The following is a 19319-nucleotide window of genomic DNA, read 5'->3' as shown; positions in this document are numbered from 1 at the left end:
GGCCGGGAACCTCCAAATACACGTGAACACAACCCCGTGGCGATTGCGAAGCGACGACGAACATGGGACGCTGGGGCATCATGCAATTTTCACGACAGGACCCTCTGATGTCACAGGCCTCTGCCCCTCATGCGACAGACATGCTGCAGCAGCAGGCCCGCGAACTTGTGGCGATCCCCGCCCTTTCCGACAACCCGGTCATGACGCTGGCACGCAGCATCGGACGGCAGATCGACAGGGATGGCCTGTCGATCGACGCGCTGGAGGCATGGGTGCGCCGCCTGCGTGACGCCGCCTTCGCCCGGCGTGCGTGCCATATCGCCGCCTATGTCGGGGGCGTGGACGACGCGGTCATCGAACAGCGCATGCGCGACGTGGCGCGTCGCATCATGCAGCCCGACCCCAATGACAGCCCGGTGCCCATCGCCCGCTTTCGCGCCGCCACCGAACGCAGCCGCTTTGCCGCCGTGTTCACCGCCCACCCGACCTTCGCGCTGGCCAACCCGGTCTATGACTGCCTTGCCGACATGGCGACGCAGAACCCGCAGCAGCCCCCGACCGACGTCCCGGCCTTCCTGACGCATCGCCGCGCGGCGCCGCCGACACTGGACGAGGAGTTCACGCTGGCGACGCAGGCGATCCTGCGTGGGCGCAATGCGCTGGACCGCCTGACGCGCATCCTCCTGACCGAGGCGCGGGCCCACTGGCCGCAACTGTGGGCAACGCTGGCGCCACGCCCGATCATCATGACAAGCTGGGTCGGATACGACACGGACGGGCGCACCGATATCGGCTGGTGGGACACGCTGCGGCTGCGGCTGCGCATGAAGCATATGCAACTGACGCGCCTTGGTGCGCAGATCGCGCCTGTCACGTCCGTCCCCAACGACCTGCATGAACGCGTAACCCGCGCCGTACAGGCGGTGGAGGCGCAGATCACCGCCTGCCCCGATGGCGCCGACCCGCAGGCCGTGGCCAATTTCGCCGCCGTCCTGATCGGCCGCCGTGACGAGGCCCTGACCAGCAGCAACGACCTCGCCCCCACCTTTGCCGAGGCCATCGACGCCGCCACCCCCGATGACAAGATGACGCTGGCGGTCGCGCGCGCGGGCTTCATGGCCCATGGCCTGTCGGCCGCGCACACGCATGTGCGGCTCAACTCCACGCAACTGCACAATGTCGCACGCCAGCGCCTGGGCATTACCGACAATCCCGACATCCATGCACAGCGCCGCGCCCTGATCGCCCGCATGGACGAGGCGCTGGACACGACGCAGTCCATCGACATCGATTTCGGCTCCCTGCTGGTGGAACAGTCCACGGCGGGCCGGCTGATGATGACGGTGCGCCAGATCCTGCGCCATATCGACCGCACCACCCCCATCCGCTTCCTGATCGCGGAGACGGAAACCGGCTACACCCTGCTGACGGCGCTGTGGCTGGCGCGCCTGCTGGGCGTGGAGGAGATGATCGAGATCTCCCCCCTGTTCGAGACGCAGGACGCGCTGGAACAGGGCGAGCACCTGATCGAGGAAGCCCTGCATTCCCCGCACTGGCGCGCCTACCTGCAGCGCACGCGCAAGCTCAGCCTGCAGTTCGGCTTTTCGGATTCGGGACGCTATGTGGGGCAGTTGGCCGCGACCTACCTGATCGAGCGGCTGCGGCTGAAGGTCTGTGACCTGCTGCGGCAATGGGACCTCGCCTTCGTGGAGGTCATCCTGTTCGACACCCATGGGGAGAGCATCGGGCGCGGCGCGCATCCCTACAGCCTGGCGGACCGTTTCGACTACCTCTCCCCGCCGCACGCACGCATGCGCTTCCTGCAGGCCGGCATCCGCCTGCGCGAGGAGACGGCGTTCCAGGGCGGGGACGGCTACCTCCTGTTCGGGACGCAGCCACTGGCGGACGCGACCGTCAGCGTGATTGCCGAACATGCGTTCGCCGCGACCTCCATCGACGAGGACCCGGTTTACGACGAACCTGATTTCTCCGCCGATTTCTTCTCCGCCATCGCGCGCGGCATGACGGGACTGGTGGAGGATCCGGGCTATGCCGCGCTGCTGGGCGCGTTCGGGCCGTCGCTGATCGACAAGACGGGATCGCGCCCCTCCGCCCGGCAGAGCGACACGGCCGCCATCACCACGCGCATCCGCCATCCCAGCCAGTTGCGCGCCATCCCCAACAACGCCATCCTCCAGCAGCTTGGCTGGTGCGCCAACACGCTGCAGGGACTGGGGACCGCCGCCGCGCGCCATCCCGACACGTTCGAACGCTACCTCAGCGACAGTCCGCGCTTCCGCCGGGCGCTGGATTTCGCGGCCCATGCGCTGGCCCATTCCAGCGACGGCGTCCTGCGCGGTGTCATCCGCCTGCTGGACCCGGACATGTGGCTGCAGCGCGCGACGGCCCACCATGACCCGAAGCAGCAGGAAGCCTGCCTGACGCTGATGCATGGGCTGGAGCGGCTGGATTTCTGGGCCTGCACGCAATCCATGTTCCGGCGCCTGCAATCCGATCACCTGGCGTTGCGCAACGCATGGCCCAGCGCCCCGAGGATGGAGGCCGACGAGATGCTGCTGCATGCCATCCGCATCGCCGTGATCGAACAGATCTGGATGCTGTCCACCCGCATCCCGTATTTCGCGCCGCGCAACGCCTTCACCCGCGATGTGCTGACGGCGAAGGTCCTGTGCCTCGAGATCCCCGACGTGCTCAAGGAGCTTGAAAAGATCTTCCCCTATCATGCCGACCGCAGCTTCGACCTCGATTTCCATGAACCGCATGGCCCGCGCGACGAAGGGACCTACATGCGCGAATACACGGAGATTTTTGAACCGATGCAGCGCCTGTTCTCGCTGATACGCGAAATCAGCACCGGCGTGATGCACCATGTCGGGGCCTTTGGCTGAGCCATGTCGCGTTATGACTGGCGCGTGGTGGAGGCACCGCCCCCCTGTGGCGTGGCGATCGCGGCCACGCCAACCCTCCGTCGCGTGGTGGCCGACAATCCCGGCCCGATGACCGGCAACGGCACCAACACATGGATTGTCGATCATGCCGACGGGGGATGCGCCGTCATTGATCCCGGCGTCGCGGATGACGCGCACCTCGACGCGGTGCAGCGCGCCCTGAATGGCCGGCCCCTGACGCACATCATCCTGACGCACACCCATCACGACCACCTTGACGGGGCCGCCCCGCTGTCACGCCGCACCGGGGCCCCCATCCATGCATGGCACCGCAGCGCGGAGCCCGCATTTACACCCGATGTAGGGCTGCATGACCTCGATCTGGTCGCGGGACTGCGGGTGCTCCATACCCCCGGCCACGCGACGGATCATATCTGCCTGCAGACCACCGATGGCGTGATCCTGACGGGCGATCACGTGATGGGATGGTCCACCACGCTGATCCCCCCTGCCCCGCACGGGTCGGTGCAGATGTTCCTCGACAGCATGGAACGCCTGCTGCGATGCAGGCCGCGCCTGCTGCTGTCGGCGCATGGTCCGGTCATAGAACAGCCTGAAACCTGCATGCGCGGCCTGATCGAACATCGCCTGTCGCGACATGAAAGCATTGCCGCGCTGCTGCTGCCCTCCCCCCGCACGCCGGAACAGATTGTCGATGCGGCCTATCACCGCCTGCGCCCCGGCCTGCGGCGGGCGGCACTGCTGAACCTGCGGGCGCATCTGGAAAAGCTGCGTGATGACGGGCGGGCGGTACAGGCTGGCGACACCTGGGCCCACGCGTAGTCTTTTTCAGTTACGATGGAAGGGTCGGGGGGCGCCTTTTTTCAACAGGGCGGTGTCTTTTGAAGCTTTTTGAAAAAAGCTTCACCAAAAACTTTTGAAATTTCGGGCTTTGCCCGGTTCCGGCGGGAACGGGACGGCCCCCATGCGCTGGAAAATCATGGTTTTCGAAGGGCAATCCCCTCTGCGGCTCTCAGGGGAGAGCCCCATCGCCAAAGAAAAAGGCCAGCCCCCGAAGGAGGCTGGCCCTGTTCCCGTCTGTCCTGTCTGCCGTGATCAGGCGGACTTGGACATGATTTCCTCTGCCACGTTGCGCGGCACCGGATCGTAGTGATGGAACTGCATCGTGAAGGATGCACGGCCCTTCGTCATCGAACGCAGGTGCGAGATGTAGCCGAACATTTCCTTCAGCGGCACCAGCGCACGGACCATGACGGTCGAGCCCGAGCTTTCCTGGTTCTGGATCATGCCACGACGACGGTTCAGGTCACCCACCACGTCACCGACATGGTCGTTCGGGGTGGTGATTTCCACGTCCATGATCGGCTCGAGGATGACCGGACCGGCCTTCTTCATGCCTTCACGGAAGCAGGCCTTCGCCGCGATTTCGAACGCCAGCGCGGACGAGTCGACGTCATGGTACTTACCGTCGAGCAGTGTGAACTTGAAGTCCACCGTCGGGAAGCCCGCCAGCACGCCCGTGGAGGCCTGCATGGTGATGCCCTTTTCAACGGCCGGGATGTATTCACGCGGCACGGAACCACCGACGACCTTGTTCTCGAAGGAGATGCCTTCGTTACGCTCGACCGGCGCGAACTCGATCTTCACTTCCGCGAACTGGCCCGAACCACCCGACTGCTTCTTGTGGGTATAGGTTTCGGTATGCGCCTGGGTGATCGTCTCGCGATACGCAACCTGCGGCGCGCCGATGTTCGCATCCACGCCATATTCACGACGCAGGCGGTCGATGATGATGTCGAGGTGCAGTTCGCCCATGCCCGACAGGATGGTCTGGCCGGTTTCCTGATCGGTCTTCAGGCGCAGGGAGGGATCTTCACCGGACAGCTTCTGCAGCGCCAGCGTCATCTTTTCCACCGCGTCCTTCGTCTTCGGCTCGACGGAGATGTCGATGACGGGAACCGGGAAGGTCATACGTTCCAGAACCACCGGATCGGCAGGATCGGCCAGCGTATCACCCGTCTGGGTGTCCTTCAGGCCGACGAACGCCGCGATGTCACCGGCATGCACTTCCTTGAGTTCCTCACGCTTGTCCGCGTGCATCTGGAAGATGCGGCCGATACGCTCCTTGTGGCCCTTCGTGGTGTTCAGCACGGTGTCACCGGTGCGCAGCACGCCACGATAGACACGCACGAACGTCAGCGTGCCGTACTTGTCGTTGATGATCTTGAACGCCAGGCCCGCGAACTTCCCGTCGGGATCGACCGGGATGATCGGCAGCTTGTTCTCGTCAACTTCCTCGTCTTCCGGCGGCGCGATACGGATGCCTTCGACATCGTCCGGCGCGGGCAGGAAGTCGATGACCGCATCGAGCAGCGGCTGAACGCCCTTGTTCTTGAACGCCGTGCCGCACAGGACGGGACGGAACTCGCCCGAGATGGTGCCCTTCTTGATGCAGCGCTTCAGCGTCGCGACATCAACGTCACCCTTGTCGAAATACTCTTCCATCGCGGCGTCATCGACGGCCAGCGCGGTGTCGAGCAGGTTCTGGCGGGCTTCCTTCGCCTTTTCCAGCAGGTCGGCGGGGATTTCCTCGTCATGGAACTTCGCGCCGAGTTCGCCGCCTTCCCAGACGATGGCCTTCATCTCGATCAGGTCAACGACACCGACGAAATTCTCTTCCGCGCCAATCGGCAGCTGCAGCGGAATCGCGACGATGTCGAGCTTTTCCTTCAGCGTGTCGAACGCGTGATAGAAATCGGCGCCGGTGCGGTCCAGCTTGTTGATGAAGATGATGCGCGGGACGTTGTAGCGGTCGGCCAGACGCCAGTTGGTTTCCGACTGCGGCTGCACGCCGGCGACGCCTTCGATGATGAACACCGCGCCATCGAGCACACGCAGCGAGCGGTTGACTTCGATGTTGAAGTCGATGTGGCCCGGGGTGTCGATGATGTTGATGCGATGGCCTTCCCATTCGCATGTCACGGCGGCGGACGTGATGGTGATGCCGCGCTCACGCTCCTGCGCCATGTAATCGGTGGTGGTGTTGCCCTCATGGACTTCACCGATCTTGTGCGACACACCGGTGTAATACAGGATGCGCTCGGTCGTCGTGGTCTTACCCGCATCGATGTGCGCGGTAATACCGATATTGCGAATCAGGGACAGATCAGACTTGTCGGACACGGGAGAACCTCCACAAGACAACGAGGGCGCGAACGGGACAGGGTTCCCTTCGCGCCTGCCGGGACCGTGAGCTGCTCCCGCCCCAAACCGCGATGGCTGGACGATGCAGACCGGCACGACGGAATAACGGACCTGACATCGGCCAGGCCTCTGCGCGACACCGCATCCGCGCGTTCTTCACGGCGCGGATGCGGGTCGTGGCCGCCTTCAGGCTGCGGCGGCGGCCTTGCGGCCCTGCACGCGCAGGATGCGGCGCTTGACGGTCATCGCCTCGGGCGTCAGCTTCCGGTTGGGCGTGGACAGCAGGAACGCGTCCAGACCACCATTATGCTCGACCGTGCGGATCCCGTTGGTGCTCAGGCGCAGGCGCACCGGCGTGCCGAGAATGTCGGACAGGAGCGAGGTTTCCTGCAGGTTCGGCAGGAAACGGCGGCGGGACTTGTTGTTGGCGTGGCTGACGTTGTTTCCGGTCAGCACGCCTTTGCCCGTGATCTGGCAACGGCGAGACATAAGTATCATCCTCGGATAAGACTGGGGCCGAGGCACTGATGCCCGGCTTAAGGATCGTCTAGATTAGGCGCGGCTTATCGCCAAACCACCGCAATCCGTCAAGACGGATATGCCATGATTCGGCGTTTTTTGTCTGAAAACAGGGTTTTTTGCCCCTCTCCCCTCCTGATTCGGCGGGAATGGGACACATCCCCCTGCGTCAGTTCTTGCCCGCGCGGTCATGTTCGGGGTGCAGTTCGCCCGCCTGCACGCTGTGCAGGGCATTTTCAAGCATCGCCTGCATGGCGTCCTTGCCCATGGTGCGCGACAGCAGGCCCAGCGCGCCACCCAGCAGCGCGGAGGAGATGGCGACCGGCGGCAGGTTTTCACCCAGCATGTATTCGATCGCCTTGTCCACGACCGCGCCGCAATGGCTCAGTTCGGCGGGGATACCGCCATCCTGCCCGGCCCCGGCGGCGTCATGGGGCGTGTTCTTCGTATCCGTCATTTCAGGAAAGCTCCCTTCCGGCTTGTCTGTTCGTGTCCTTCATATGGACCCTGCCCACGCCGCTGACCAGAGGGCGCGCCGACGCGCGGCGTCCCCTTTGCATGGCCGCCCGCACCACGGCATCAGTCCTGGGCCACCTGCGCCTTTGCGTTCTCCTCCGCCTGCGCGGCCCACATCCCGGCGTACAGCCCCCCACGTTCGAGCAGCGTGCGGTGGTCGCCACGTTCGCGGATCACCCCCTTTTCCATCACGAGGATTTCATCCGCGTCGATCACGGTCGACAGCCTGTGGGCGATGATGATGGTGGTCCGGTGCGCGGCCACCGTGCGCAGGGCGGACTGGATTTCATGTTCGGTGCGCGTGTCCAGCGCACTTGTCGCCTCGTCCAGCAGCAGGATGCGCGGGTTCTTCAGGATGGTGCGCGCGATCGCCACGCGCTGCTTTTCCCCACCCGACAGCTTCAGCCCGCGTTCGCCCACGCGCGTGGCATAGCCATCGGGCAACGAGGCGATGAAGTCATGGATCCGCGCCAGTCGCGCCGCCTGCTCCACCTGCGCCTGTGTTGCGCCAAGGCAGCCATAGGCGATGTTGTAGCCGATGGTGTCGTTAAACAGGATGGTATCCTGCGGCACGACGCCGATGGCCGCGCGCAGGGCCGATTGCGCATAATCGCGGATGTCGTGGCCATCGACCTCGATCGACCCCGCATCCACGTCGTAGAAGCGGAACAGCAGCCTGCTGATGGTGGACTTGCCCGCCCCCGTCGGCCCGACGATGGCGACACGGCTGCCCGCGCGGACGTGGAAGCTGACATCATGCAGGATCTCGCGCCCCGGCCGGTAGCCAAAGCGCACATGGCGGAAGCGGACATCGGCGGCCGGGGCCTCGTCAAGGCGAGCGGGCAGCGTCAGCGCACCGGTGCGGTCCACCACGTCGGAACGCTCATCAAGCAGCGCGAACATGTGTTCAAGGTCCACCAGCGAATTGCGCAGGGAGGAATAGACGCTGCCCAGGAAGTTCAGTGGCAGGTAAAGCTGCATCAGGTAGGTGTTGACCAGCACGAAATGCCCGACGCTCAGCCGCCCGGCCTCCACGTCACGCGCGGCCATCAGCATGACCGCGATCAGGGCCACGGCGATGATCGCCGCCTGCCCGAAATTCAGCCCGTTGAGCGAAAGCTGCGTGCGGATCGCCGCCTTTTCATACCGGTCCTGCGCATCCTCGTACCGGTCGCGCTCATGCGCCTCGTTGCCGAAATACTTGACCGTCTCGTAGTTGAGCAGGCTGTCGAGCGCCTTCCAGCTTGCCTCGCTGTTGATCTCGTTCATGCGCCGGCGCAGCCCGATCCGCCACGAGGTGAACGATACCGTAAAGCCGACATAGGCCGCGACCGCCACCAGCATGATGATGGCATAGCGCCAGTCGAACAGCCGCCAGATGACGATGATGACCATCAGCGCCTCGATCAGGGTCGGCACCACGTTGAACACGCCCACGCGCAGCAGCGTCTCGATCGCCTCCGTCCCGCGCGCGATGGCACGGGTGACGCTGCCGGACTGCCGGTTGAGGTGAAAGCGCAGCGAAAGCTGGTGCATGTGCTCGAAACTGCGGATGGCGGCGACGCGGCTGATGCGAAAGCGCAGCGGCGCGAACAGCGCGTCACGCAGTTCGCCAAGTCCCGCGGCCAGCATGCGCAGCCCCCCATACGCCACGACCAGCAGCAGCGGCAGCATCCCCGCCGATGGCCCCGGATGCAGCGCGTCGATCACGCGGCTGTAGAGGTAGGGCACGCAGATCGTGGCCACCTTCGCCAGCACCAGCAGCACGCACACCCCCACCACCCGCAGGCGCACGCCAAGGTCATGCGGCGGCCACAGGTACGGCAGCAGGGCATGCAGGGTCTTGATGGCCGAGGTTTCGGTATCGGGCGCGCGGCGGTCGGTGGCACGGGATGCAGTCATGCCTTCGGATGTGACATGCCCCCACCGATTTGCAAGCCATATTCCACACCGGTTCCGTGGCCACCGGACAGGTGCTGCGGCCCGAGCAAAGGATTGTCAGCCCCCGGAGCAGCCGTTATGGCAACGGAGCCCCAATATGAAGTGATGGTTCCATGTCCACCGACCTGAATCCTTTTTTCCGCCATATCGCCGCCTGCAACACCGCGACCCTGCCGGGGCGGCGGCTGGCGTTCCACCTTGGCGCGACGCCTGCCGGATGGGTCACGCCCGAACTGCTGCCCGTCCTGCTGGAACATGGCATGACCCATGCGGATGGCGTGGTGACGCTGTCCGATCCGTCACGGCTGGAACGGATTGCCGAGGACATGGCAAGGCAGGGCGTCTACCGCTCCCACCATGAACTGTTCGATGTGCGCACGGATGTCGATGCCCCACCGGTCGCGCGGATCGACCGCGGCGCGCTGCCGCTGTTCGGGCTGATGGCGCAGGGCGTGCACCTCAACGGGCTGATGCGGCGCGCGGACGGGCTGCACCTGTGGATCGCGCGTCGGTCGATGACGAAGCGGCTCGACCCCGGCAAGCTCGACCACCTTGTGGCGGGCGGGATCCCGGCGGGACATACCCCTGCCGAGGCGCTGCTGAAGGAAGCGGCGGAGGAGGCCAGCCTGCCGGCCAGCCTGCTGGCGCACGCAACGCCCACGGTGAACATACGTTACGCCCTTGACCGGCCGGAGGGGCTGCGCCGCGACATCCTGCACTGTTTCGAGATCGTCCTGCCCGAGGATTTCATGCCTCGCCCCGCCGATGGGGAGGTGGAGGAATTCTCCCTCATTCCCCTGACCGAGGCCTTCCGGCTGGTGCGCGACACCGACGCCTTCAAATTCAACGTCAACCTTGTCCTGATCGACCTGTTCCTGCGCACGGGCCTGATCGACGCGACCTCGCCCGAGGGGCAGCGCCTGCGCGCGGGGCTTGATGGCTGGCGGTTCTTCGCCCCGGCCACCCCGGCGCAGGCCTGATGGCGGCCCGGGCGGCAGGGCGCTGTCGCCCGCATCGCCACTGACTGCCATTCGTTATTGCCATTTCGCGCGGGACATGCCGCCATGGCGGACAACCCGCCGGGGCCATTCCCCGCCACCGACATGAAGGACCGATGCCCATGACCCGGCCGCTGCCCCAGCCCCCCGTCGCGCGCAGGATCCCCAACCGCATAGAGCAGCTTGGCCGCGTGCGGCATGACGAATATGCGTGGATGAAGGACGAGAACTGGCAGGAGGTCCTGCGCGACCCCGCCCTGCTGCGCGAGGACATCGCGACCCACCTGCGGGCGGAAAACACCTATACCGCCGAAATCCTGTCCGGCACGCAGGACCTGCAGGCCGCCCTGGTCGCGGAAATGAAGGGGCGGATGCAGGAAGTGGAATCCTATCCCCCCCTGCCGCACGGGCCATGGTCCTATTACACACGCTATGACGGGGGCGCGCAGTATCCCGTTTATGCCCGCCACCGCACCGATGCGCCGCAGGACGAGCAGGTACTGCTCGACATGAACGCCCGCGCCGCCACGCACGACTATTTCGCCGTCGCCACCGCAGCCCACAGCCCGGACCACAGGCTTTTCGCCTATGCCGAGGATACGCAGGGGTCGGAGATCTATCGCGTGCGGGTCAATGACATCGCAACCGGCGAACCTCTTGGCCCGCCGATCGACAATTGCAGCGGCGCGTTCACCTTCGCCCCCGACAGCCGCCACCTGTTCTGGATCTGGCGCGACGACCATGGCCGCCCCGCCCGCGTCTATCGCCGACAGGTCGGTGGCGATACCGATATCCTCGTCTATGAGGAAAAGGACGCGGGTTTCTTTGTCGGGGTGGAGGCCACGCGATCGGGCCAGTGGATCATCATCACGGCGGGCAACCATGATACGTCCGAATCCTGGCTGATCCCGGCCGCAACCCCCGATGCCGCCCCGGCCTGTGCGGAGGCGCGCAGCACTGGCGTGATGTACACGCTGCATCACTGGGGCACGGATTTCGTCGTGCTGACCAATGCCGGTGGCGCAGTGGATTTCACGCTGAAACTCGCCCCGCAGGATGCCCCCGCACGCGCGAACTGGCGCGAACTGGTGGCGCATGAACCCGGCCGCTACATCACCGAATGCCAGACCTTCGCCGACTGGCTGGTCTGGCGCGAACGCCACAACGCCAACTGCCGCATCATCATGCAGTCCCGCAGCGGGGAGCGCCATGCCCTCGCCCCGCGGGAGGCCGCCTATGACCTCTCCCTTTCGGGCGGGTATGAATATGACACGGTGGAACTGCGCTACATCTACCAGTCGCCCACGACGCCGCGGCAGTGGTTCGCCTATGACATGGCGCGGCGCACGCATACCCTGCTCAAGCAGCAGGATGTCCCCTCCGGCCATGACCCGGCCCACTATCGCTGCTGGCGGCTGATGGCCCGCGCGTCCGACGGACAGGAGGTGCCCATTACCGTGCTGGGCCGCCATGACGCGCCGTGCGATGGTTCCGCGCCGCTGCTGCTGTATGGGTACGGCTCCTACGGGCATGCGATCGAGCCTGATTTCTCCACCCGCGTGCTCAGCCTTGTGGACCGGGGCTGGTTTTACGCCATCGCCCATGTGCGTGGCGGTTCGGAAAAGGGCTGGAACTGGTTCCTTGGCGGGCGCGGCAAAAACAAGCCCAACAGCTTTACCGATTTCATCGCCTGCGCCGAACATCTGGTTGCGCAGGGATTCGGCACGGCGGGACGAATCGTGGCCGACGGACGCTCTGCCGGGGGGATGGTCATGGGGGCGATCGCGAACATGCGGCCGGACCTGTTCGCCGGGATCGTCGCGGTCGTGCCGTTCGTCGATGAACTCAACACCATGTCGGATGCCTCCCTGCCGCTGACGCCGCCGGAATGGCCCGAATGGGGCAACCCGCTGGAGGACGTGGCGGCCTACGACCTGATCGAAAGCTATGCCGCCTATGAACAGGTGCGGCCGCGCGCCTATCCCGCCATCCTGGCGATGGGAGGGCTGACGGACCCGCGCGTGACCTACTGGGAGCCCGCGAAATGGGTGGCGCGACTGCGTGAAAACACGCTGTCCTCGCGCCCGGTCATGTTACGCACCAATATGGAGGCGGGACATCGGGGGGCGACGGGTCGTTTCGATTCCCTGCGCGATGCGGCCCTGATACATGCCTTTGCCATCTGGGCCGTTGAAACCGCCTGACCCCGTTCCACCGCACCACCGCCCGGCCCGTCCGGGCGCGTCCCATCACAAGGATGACCATGCCGGACCACAAGAACGCTGGCGCCGAGTCCCATGTCCCGGAACCCGGTCTTGACGAAAACAGACAGTCGCTGCGGACATTCCGCTCCTTTCGGGAGACGCAGCGCACGCAGCGGATCGCACGCGGCCTGCTGGCGCTGTTTTTTGTCGCAATGGCGTTGTATACGGTCCGTGGCTTCCTGCCGTCGCTGATCTGGGGCGGCATCTTCGCCATCGCGTCATGGCCGCTCTATGTCCGGGCGCGCACGCGCTGGCATGCCGCGACACACCAGTTGCTGCTGCCCGCGGCCTTCACACTCGGGATCGCGCTGATCTTCCTTGTGCCCGTCACCCTGTTCGGGCTGGAGGCCGCGCGCGATGCCGAAGGGGTGCTGCACCTGCTGAACAACGCGCGGCAGTCGGGCATGCCGGTGCCGCAATGGATCGATCACCTGCCGCTTGGCGCGCAGACCCTGCGGGCATGGTGGGAAAGCCACCTGCAGAACCCCGATGATTTTTCCGCCCTGCTGGGGTCATTGCGCATCGGGCAGAGCGTGAAGATGACGCAGCAGGTGGGCAGCCAGTTGGCGCACCGTGGCATCCTGTTCATCTTTTCCATCCTGACACTGTTCTTCCTGCTCAAGGACGGGGACAGCGTCATCCGCCAGTGCCTGGTCGTGTCACGCCGCGCCTTTGGCAAGCGGGGGGAGCGGATCGCGCTGCAGATCATCGCCTCCATCCACGGCACGGTCGCGGGACTGGTGCTGGTGGGCATGGGTGAAGGCGTGGTGATGGGGGTTGCCTACCTGATCGCGGGTGCGCCCCATGCGTTCCTGTTCGGGGTCGTGACGGCCGTGGCCGCCATGATCCCGTTCTGCGCCATGATCGCGATTGGCATCGTGGCCACCCTGCTGCTGATCAAGGGCAGCGCGGTGATCGCCATTGTCATCATGCTGGTCGGACTGGCGGTGATCTTCCTGGCCGATCATCTCGTGCGTCCGGCCCTGATCGGCGGGTCAACGCAACTGCCGTTCCTGTGGGTGCTGACGGGGATCCTGGGCGGGGCGGAAAGCTGGAACCTGCTGGGCCTGTTCATGGGGCCGGCCATCATGGCCGTGCTGCACATGCTATGGCGCAACTGGACGCGCGTGCGCGATTAAGAAACCGTCTGGATGCCGCCTGCGGGCCTGAAAGACGGCATTTTCCAAGGCGTTTTCAGGCAAGGGGCCTCACCAAACACGTCCTTATGCCTTGCAGGCAACCCCCTGCACGCACGGACGCGCATGCCCCGATCAGAGGCACAGGAAATTTTCATATTTTAAGGAGTTTTTATCGCAGACAGGGATATCGGGCAGGCGGGATTCGAACCCACGACCCCCAGTCCCCCAGACTGATGCGCTACCAGGCTGCGCTACTGCCCGCCTGTCTGCGATGACGCATCGTGTAGCAGGCCCGCCCGGTACCCGCAAGTCATCTTCTTCATTCAATTGCAAAAATAGGGACATAAAAAACGAAGGGGCAGGAACACGTGGTCCCTGCCCCTTCCGATCCCTTGCGACAGGACCGATCCTCAGACCGGCACCATCTCCCGCAGGGCCTCAAGTTCAACGAGCACGCCGCGCAGATGATCACGCAGCACCACGTTTTCAGCCCGCAGGCGCTCAAGCTCCAGCATGACAAGCTGTTCGAGCGGCGATTCCTCCTCCTCGGCCCCATTCGCCTGTGCAGCCACCTGTGGCGCCGCATCCGGCACGGCATCCGCAGGGGTGCCATCTTCCTCCACGGCTTCCGTGGCATCGCTGCCCTCGGGGGCGGCGGCAGATGACGCGGATGCAGCCTCAAACTGCGACGGCAGGGTGGCGGGCGCCTCCCCTTCCGGGGAACTCGCAACCAGCGGGGCTGACACTTCCGGGGCTGCGGCTTCGGGAGCAACATCCTCAACCGTGACGGCAACAGGCGCAGGGCCTGCGGCAGGGGCCGACACGTCTTCCTGCTCCGCCTGCGCCTTTTCTTCCGGCGCAGGAGGCGTGGCAGGAGGTGCTGCGCTCACCTGCTGGTGGATGACGGTGACGGTCTCGATTTCCTCGACCTGCACGTCCGTGATCTCAACGACCGAAGGGCGCGCGGCAGGGCCGGGCTCCGCCGCCTGTGGCGTAACGGCAGGCGTGGTGGCCGCACCGGCAATGTCGCGCGTCCCCGGCATCCCGGCAAGGATACGCTGCACCTCCCCAAGCGAGAGATGGCGGACATACAGCATGTCGGAAATACGACGCAGCAACTGGACATCATCGGGCCGGTAAAGACGCCGACCACTTGGCCCACGGATGGGCTGCAACTGGGGAAAACGGTTTTCCCATGTCCGCAGCACATGCTGGGCAATACCAAGCTGCCGCGCGACCTCATAGATCGGCAGGGCATCATCGGTTGATGCCGGCGTGGCGGTGGCGGCGTTTACGACGCCCGGCGCGGGGTCATGGACATTCATTCGTCGTCCTCTGCATTCATATGTCCGGCATTACCGTTCACATGCGCCCGCAGAAGCTGGCTGGGCCGGAAGACCAGGACGGAACGCGGCAGGATCGGAACCTCAACCCCCGTCTTGGGGTTGCGTCCCGTGCGTCGCCCCTTCCTGCGGACGGAAAACGTACCGAATCCGCTGATCTTTACGGTGTCCCCGGCTTCGAGTGCATGGGCCACTTTTTCCAGGACGTGTTCAAGGATGTCGGCGGACTCATGACGGGAAAGTCCAACCTGACTGTAGATTTGTTCTGCCAGAGTGGCGCGGGTCACTGTGCTCATGCAGCAACGTTATGCATGCCATCCGTCAGCGTCAATTCAATGTGCTGACAGGTGTGTTTTTTTCTTGCCTCCGCGGCCGGATACGGCCCCGACGCGACGCCTATATCCGCGCCAGCGCCGCCCCCCACGTCAATCCGCCGCCCAGTGCCTCCATCAGCACGAGGTCACCGCTGCGAATCCGGCCGTCACGCACCGCTTCGTTCAGCGCCAGCGGAATCGAGGCGGCGGACGTATTGGCATGGCGGTCCACCGTAATGACCACCCGTTCGGGCGGCAGGTGCAGCTTTCGCGCGACACCATCAATGATCCGCAGGTTCGCCTGATGCGGCACAAGCCAGGCCACATCTTCATATTTCAGGCCGTTGGCCGCCAGCACCTCATCCACCGAGGAGGACAGCTTGGCCACGGCATGACGGAAGACATCGCGCCCCTGCATCTTCAGGTAGGCGCTTTTGTCCTTCTGCCCAATCGCGCCATCCACATACAGCAGGTCGCCATAACGCCCGTCGGAATGCAGGTGGGTGGACAGGATCCCCTGCTCCCCATCTTCCTCCGTCGCCTGCAGGAAGACCGCGCCCGCCCCGTCGCCGAACAGGACGAAGGTGGAGCGGTCGTCCGGATCAAGAATGCGTGAATAGACCTCGCTGCCGATCACCAGCGCGGAACGGGCCTGCCCGCTGCGGATCAGCGCATCGGCGGTGGACAGGGCGAAAATGAACCCCGAGCATGCCGCCGCGACGTCAAAGCCAAAGCCGGTGGTGATGCCAAGTTCCCCCTGCACCCGCACGGCGGTGGAGGGAAAGGCCTGGTCCGGCGTACTGGTGGCGACGATGATGGCATCGACATCATCGGGCGAGGCATTGGCGTATTCAAGGGCCTGCCTGCCGGCATGTGCCGCCATGCTGACGGCTGTATCCTCCGGCCCGGCGCGATGGCGTTGCGCGATGCCGGTGCGGGCGCGTATCCACTCGTCAGAGGTTTCCAGCCCACTGGTGGCCAGTTCATCGTTGGTCACGATTCTGTCCGGCAGGTAGCCGCCAAAACCCTTCAGCAGCGAGCGTCTCGCCTTCATGCGTGTCTGTCCAAACCTGTTGGGGCGGGGTCATGCACGTCGCGCCCTGCGGGTGCGCATGTCCCCTTGCCCACGGCAGCGACTCAGGAAGCCGAAACTGCCTGTGTCGGCTCCTTTTCGTTACTGAACCTGCTGGCCGTCAGGCTTCCCATCCGGGAAAGCTGGTCACGGATACCGGCATTGAAATCATGGGTGACCATGTCGATCGCCACATCCACGGCCGAGGCGAAGCCTTCGGCATCGGTGCCGCCATGCGACTTCACCACCACGCCGTTAAGCCCGACGAACACCGCGCCATTATACCGCCGCGGGTCGAGCCATTCCTTCATCCGTTCCAGCCCGGGACGCACCAGCAGATAGCCGATCCGGCCCAGCAGGCCGGAACTGAACACCTGCCGCAGCAGGGTAAAGGCCATCTTCAGCGCGCCCTCGCCGGTCTTGAGCGCGACATTGCCGGTAAAGCCGTCCGTCACCACCACGTCGGTCGTGCCGGCGGTGATGTCATGCCCCTCCACAAAGCCATGGAACTGCCGTGCCAGCGGACTGCCACGCAGCACTTCGGCCGCCTGGCGCAGGCGTTCGTCGCCCTTGAGTTCCTCCGACCCGACATTGAGCAGCCCGATCGTCGGCGCGGGCAGGCCCAGCACCGCCTTGGCGAAGGCTTCGCCCATCACCGCGAATTCGACGAGGTTGCGCCAGTCGCACGCGACATTGGCGCCGAGGTCGAGCATGACCACGTCCCCTTTGGTCGTGGGACTGATCGCCGCCATCGCGGGACGTGAAATGCCCGGCAGGGTCTTGATCACGATCTTGGCCAGCGCCAGCATCGCACCGCTGTTGCCAGCGGAGACCACGCCCATCGCCTCGCCATTGGCGACGGCGTCCATCGACAGGCGCAGCGAGGAATCGCGCACCCGCAATGCGGCGGTGGGTTTCATTTCCATGGAAATGGCGGAACCGGCGGGACGGATCGTACAGATCGCCGCCGCACGCGGATGCTGCGCCAGAAGGGCCTGCAGCCGCCTTTCATCGCCAATCAGAAGAATTCTGGCGGATGGATGCCGGTCTGCGGCAATCGCCAGTCCGGCCACCACGACTTCCGGGCCACCATCCCCACCCATTCCATCAATGGCCAGAGTGTAGGACTGTGTCGCGGAAAAAGAGGAACCTGTCTCGGTCATGCTCGTCTTGTGCCGGGTGAAGGTAAAACGCGCAAGTGCCGAAAGGGGATACCCCCTTCATGCAGCATTTTCCTGCGCAATCCGGACGGGCGGGGACGCCTGCATGTGGCATTCCCGCGCCATGTCAATGGCATCTCCCGTCCCGACAGGTAACCGCGTCGAACGTGTATCAGGCGCGGACGGCGGTCTTCAGCGCCTTGCCCGCGGATGCGACTTCGCGGCCGTCATAATGTCCGCAGTGGCTGCAGACATGGTGCGGGCGCTTCAGTTCGCCGCAGTTGGAGCATTCCGCATGTGCCTGCACGGGCAGCGCAGCATGGCTGCGACGCATGCCACGACGGGACGGCGAGGTTTTTCTCTTAGGTACAGCCATGGGCCTGGGCCCCTCCGATCTGGGATCACAACCCGGTAACGCCAGCGAGGTGTCACCCGGTCAGTTATCAACAATTGAGGGGGGCGCTCTAGCAGACGATCGGACATTCCGCAAGAGACGATCTTGCGATCCGCCGGACGCCAGCCGCCCCCCGGGCGTGCCCTGACGCCTCAGTTATGCTTTTTCTTGAGGTCCGCAAGGGCGGCGAAAGGCTGGCGCTTTGGCTCCTCGCCCTCCCCTGCATCGTCTTCCTCCTCCACGTCGAGCAGTTCGACGGGAATCACGCTTCCGGGCTTGTGCGGATAGGGATCGAGGCCAAGCGACAGTTCCTCCGCCGCGAGTTCGCCAAGGTCGATCGTCTCGCGCTCATAGGGGACCTCGTCGATGCTGAAGGGATCGACCTCGTCGTCCTCGCGGAAGCGTTCGGCCGGGATGCAGCGCACGGTAAAGGATTCGGCGACGGCGTCCTCGAACGGCTCGAGGCTGACGACACATTCCTGCGTCACATGCGCCGTCAGCCATCCTTCGGCCATCACCTCCCCCTGCCTGCCGGGCACAAGGCGGTAGCGGCAGGCAAGGTCGCGGATCGCGGGGATCCCGAAACGCCGCGCCAGGGCGGCGCATTCCGCGGGCGTGGCCTCGATGGAGGTTTCCATGCCCTTGGCCGCGATGCGTCCCACCGGGACGCGACGGGAAAATTCTGGATCCATAGCTCGTCTCTTCTCCTGCAATTCCGGCCTGTCCCCGGCCATGGGGACCATGCCGGGCCAACGGGCATGCCGGGCAGCCATCACCGCGACCGAAAGGGGCGGATGTGTTTTTCCGCCTTGCATCGGATCTGCGATTGACTTCATTTGACCAATAAGGCACCCGGAAGGTCGGACTGTCTATCTGCAGCATCTTACCAGGACGCTTTATCCGATCATGAGGCCAGCGCAGCACATCTTTTCCCGCCCCCGTTCCTTACGCCTGTTTTCGTGCGCTGTCATCGGGGTTGGCCTGTCGCTGTCGGGATGCGTCGCGTTCAAGCCAAGCGTGGTCCAGCGCGGCTCCCTCGTGCAGGCGGATGACTACAACCAGCTCAAGACGGGGACGAGTTCACGTTCCGATGTCATGGACCTCCTCGGCTCCCCTACCAGCCGTGCGACGTTTGACGACAATACGTGGATCTACATCTCCATGCGCCAGACGCTGGCGCCCATCAGCTTTCCCCATATCGACAAGCAGCAGGTCGTGGTCCTGACGTTTGACGAGGGCGGCATCCTGCGCAACCTGCGCACCCTGCACAAGGATGATGCGCGCTATGTCAGCATGGCGATGGGCAAGACACCGACGCCGGGCACCAAGATCAACATCATGCAGCAGATCCTGGGCAATGTCGGCCGCTACAACCCCATGAGCCAGATGACCAGCACCTATGGCGGCAGCACCGGCCCGATGAACAGCATGAACGGTGGCCCTGGTCATGGTGGCCAGGGCAACAGCCTGCCCTGATCCTGACGTTCCGCGTCATCGGGCATGGCGCCCCGGATTTATGGACATC

16 protein-coding genes and 1 tRNA gene are annotated in these 19319 nt (G+C 64.8%); 6 read left to right on the top strand and 11 right to left on the bottom strand.

Annotated features, from left to right (window positions below; genetic code table 11):
- Window positions 1-107: 107 nt before the first annotated feature.
- Together HNH97_RS02635 and HNH97_RS02630 are read left to right on the top strand one after the other, a co-directional pair.
- Window positions 108-2909 carry a phosphoenolpyruvate carboxylase gene (locus HNH97_RS02635; RefSeq protein ID WP_171789776.1) on the top strand — a complete coding sequence of 934 codons (2802 nt, stop codon included), beginning with the start codon at window positions 108-110 and terminating at the stop codon, window positions 2907-2909.
- A 3-nt stretch (window positions 2910-2912) separates the two neighbouring features.
- Entirely contained in the window at window positions 2913-3752 is an 840-nt protein-coding gene (locus HNH97_RS02630; protein ID WP_171789775.1) for an MBL fold metallo-hydrolase, read from the top strand.
- A gap of 273 nt (window positions 3753-4025) precedes the next feature.
- On the opposite strand, the gene fusA is transcribed toward HNH97_RS02630, so the two are convergent.
- From fusA to HNH97_RS02610, 4 genes are all read right to left on the bottom strand, one after another.
- On the bottom strand, window positions 4026-6113 hold the full coding sequence (gene fusA / locus HNH97_RS02625; RefSeq protein ID WP_110913019.1) for an elongation factor G: 2088 nt from the start codon (window positions 6111-6113) through the stop codon (window positions 4026-4028).
- A gap of 207 nt (window positions 6114-6320) precedes the next feature.
- Window positions 6321-6623, bottom strand: a complete 303-nt coding sequence (rpmB, locus tag HNH97_RS02620) for a 50S ribosomal protein L28 (protein WP_110094223.1) — start codon at window positions 6621-6623, stop codon at window positions 6321-6323.
- Between the two features lie 199 nt (window positions 6624-6822).
- A complete protein-coding gene (locus tag HNH97_RS02615) occupies window positions 6823-7110 on the bottom strand; it encodes a hypothetical protein (RefSeq protein ID WP_110913020.1) in 288 nt (95 codons plus the stop codon).
- A 122-nt stretch (window positions 7111-7232) separates the two neighbouring features.
- Complete coding sequence (locus HNH97_RS02610) at window positions 7233-9071, bottom strand: ABCB family ABC transporter ATP-binding protein/permease (protein WP_110913021.1); 1839 nt, start codon at window positions 9069-9071, stop codon at window positions 7233-7235.
- A gap of 152 nt (window positions 9072-9223) precedes the next feature.
- On the opposite strand from HNH97_RS02610, the gene HNH97_RS02605 reads away from it, so the two are divergent.
- The 3 genes from HNH97_RS02605 to HNH97_RS02595 all read left to right on the top strand — a co-directional run bounded on the left by HNH97_RS02605 (window position 9224) and on the right by HNH97_RS02595 (window position 13511).
- Window positions 9224-10090: an NUDIX hydrolase gene (locus HNH97_RS02605; RefSeq protein WP_171789774.1), complete on the top strand. Its 867-nt coding sequence runs from the start codon at window positions 9224-9226 to the stop codon at window positions 10088-10090.
- Window positions 10091-10230: 140 nt separating this feature from the next.
- Window positions 10231-12312, top strand: coding sequence for a S9 family peptidase (locus HNH97_RS02600; RefSeq protein ID WP_407716827.1), 2082 nt, complete (start codon window positions 10231-10233; stop codon window positions 12310-12312).
- A 53-nt stretch (window positions 12313-12365) separates the two neighbouring features.
- Window positions 12366-13511 (top strand): AI-2E family transporter, encoded by a 1146-nt coding sequence (locus tag HNH97_RS02595; RefSeq protein WP_171789773.1) that lies wholly within the window; start codon window positions 12366-12368, stop codon window positions 13509-13511.
- A 187-nt stretch (window positions 13512-13698) separates the two neighbouring features.
- Here HNH97_RS02595 and HNH97_RS02590 read toward each other — a convergent pair.
- From HNH97_RS02590 to HNH97_RS02560, 7 genes are all read right to left on the bottom strand, one after another.
- Window positions 13699-13772, bottom strand: a tRNA-Pro gene (locus HNH97_RS02590).
- Window positions 13773-13921: 149 nt separating this feature from the next.
- Complete coding sequence (locus HNH97_RS02585) at window positions 13922-14836, bottom strand: MerR family transcriptional regulator (protein WP_171789772.1); 915 nt, start codon at window positions 14834-14836, stop codon at window positions 13922-13924.
- Window positions 14833-15150, bottom strand: coding sequence for an integration host factor subunit alpha (locus HNH97_RS02580; protein ID WP_171789771.1), 318 nt, complete (start codon window positions 15148-15150; stop codon window positions 14833-14835). The genes HNH97_RS02585 and HNH97_RS02580 overlap by 4 nt, the downstream gene beginning before the upstream one ends.
- 100 nt (window positions 15151-15250) lie before the next feature.
- Window positions 15251-16222 (bottom strand): beta-ketoacyl-ACP synthase III, encoded by a 972-nt coding sequence (locus HNH97_RS02575; protein ID WP_171789770.1) that lies wholly within the window; start codon window positions 16220-16222, stop codon window positions 15251-15253.
- A gap of 83 nt (window positions 16223-16305) precedes the next feature.
- Window positions 16306-17403, bottom strand: a complete 1098-nt coding sequence (plsX, locus tag HNH97_RS02570; protein WP_110913027.1) for a phosphate acyltransferase PlsX — start codon at window positions 17401-17403, stop codon at window positions 16306-16308.
- A 169-nt stretch (window positions 17404-17572) separates the two neighbouring features.
- On the bottom strand, window positions 17573-17776 hold the full coding sequence (gene rpmF / locus HNH97_RS02565; RefSeq protein ID WP_003620805.1) for a 50S ribosomal protein L32: 204 nt from the start codon (window positions 17774-17776) through the stop codon (window positions 17573-17575).
- A gap of 170 nt (window positions 17777-17946) precedes the next feature.
- Window positions 17947-18486: a YceD family protein gene (locus HNH97_RS02560; protein ID WP_110913028.1), complete on the bottom strand. Its 540-nt coding sequence runs from the start codon at window positions 18484-18486 to the stop codon at window positions 17947-17949.
- 214 nt (window positions 18487-18700) lie between these two features.
- Here HNH97_RS02560 and HNH97_RS02555 point away from each other — a divergent pair, with 214 nt between their 5' ends.
- A complete protein-coding gene (locus tag HNH97_RS02555) occupies window positions 18701-19270 on the top strand; it encodes an outer membrane protein assembly factor BamE (RefSeq protein ID WP_110913029.1) in 570 nt (189 codons plus the stop codon).
- Window positions 19271-19319 lie beyond the last annotated feature (49 nt).

Origin of the sequence: Gluconacetobacter entanii (assembly GCF_013155425.1) — a bacterium.
Taxonomy (GTDB): domain Bacteria; phylum Pseudomonadota; class Alphaproteobacteria; order Acetobacterales; family Acetobacteraceae; genus Novacetimonas; species Novacetimonas entanii.
This window is presented reverse-complemented; position numbering and strand designations above follow the sequence as displayed.

Coding starts and splice junctions, on each gene's coding strand:
- HNH97_RS02635 (WP_171789776.1), top strand. CDS start 108: ATGTCACAGGCCTCTGCCCCTCATGCGACAGACATGCTGCAGCAGCAG.
- HNH97_RS02630 (WP_171789775.1), top strand. CDS start 2,913: ATGTCGCGTTATGACTGGCGCGTGGTGGAGGCACCGCCCCCCTGTGGC.
- rpmB (WP_110094223.1), bottom strand. CDS start 6,623: ATGTCTCGCCGTTGCCAGATCACGGGCAAAGGCGTGCTGACCGGAAAC.
- HNH97_RS02615 (WP_110913020.1), bottom strand. CDS start 7,110: ATGACGGATACGAAGAACACGCCCCATGACGCCGCCGGGGCCGGGCAG.
- HNH97_RS02610 (WP_110913021.1), bottom strand. CDS start 9,071: ATGACTGCATCCCGTGCCACCGACCGCCGCGCGCCCGATACCGAAACC.
- HNH97_RS02605 (WP_171789774.1), top strand. CDS start 9,224: ATGTCCACCGACCTGAATCCTTTTTTCCGCCATATCGCCGCCTGCAAC.
- HNH97_RS02600 (WP_407716827.1), top strand. CDS start 10,231: ATGACCCGGCCGCTGCCCCAGCCCCCCGTCGCGCGCAGGATCCCCAAC.
- HNH97_RS02595 (WP_171789773.1), top strand. CDS start 12,366: ATGACCATGCCGGACCACAAGAACGCTGGCGCCGAGTCCCATGTCCCG.
- HNH97_RS02585 (WP_171789772.1), bottom strand. CDS start 14,836: ATGAATGTCCATGACCCCGCGCCGGGCGTCGTAAACGCCGCCACCGCC.
- HNH97_RS02580 (WP_171789771.1), bottom strand. CDS start 15,150: ATGAGCACAGTGACCCGCGCCACTCTGGCAGAACAAATCTACAGTCAG.
- HNH97_RS02575 (WP_171789770.1), bottom strand. CDS start 16,222: ATGAAGGCGAGACGCTCGCTGCTGAAGGGTTTTGGCGGCTACCTGCCG.
- plsX (WP_110913027.1), bottom strand. CDS start 17,403: ATGACCGAGACAGGTTCCTCTTTTTCCGCGACACAGTCCTACACTCTG.
- rpmF (WP_003620805.1), bottom strand. CDS start 17,776: ATGGCTGTACCTAAGAGAAAAACCTCGCCGTCCCGTCGTGGCATGCGT.
- HNH97_RS02560 (WP_110913028.1), bottom strand. CDS start 18,486: ATGGATCCAGAATTTTCCCGTCGCGTCCCGGTGGGACGCATCGCGGCC.
- HNH97_RS02555 (WP_110913029.1), top strand. CDS start 18,701: ATGAGGCCAGCGCAGCACATCTTTTCCCGCCCCCGTTCCTTACGCCTG.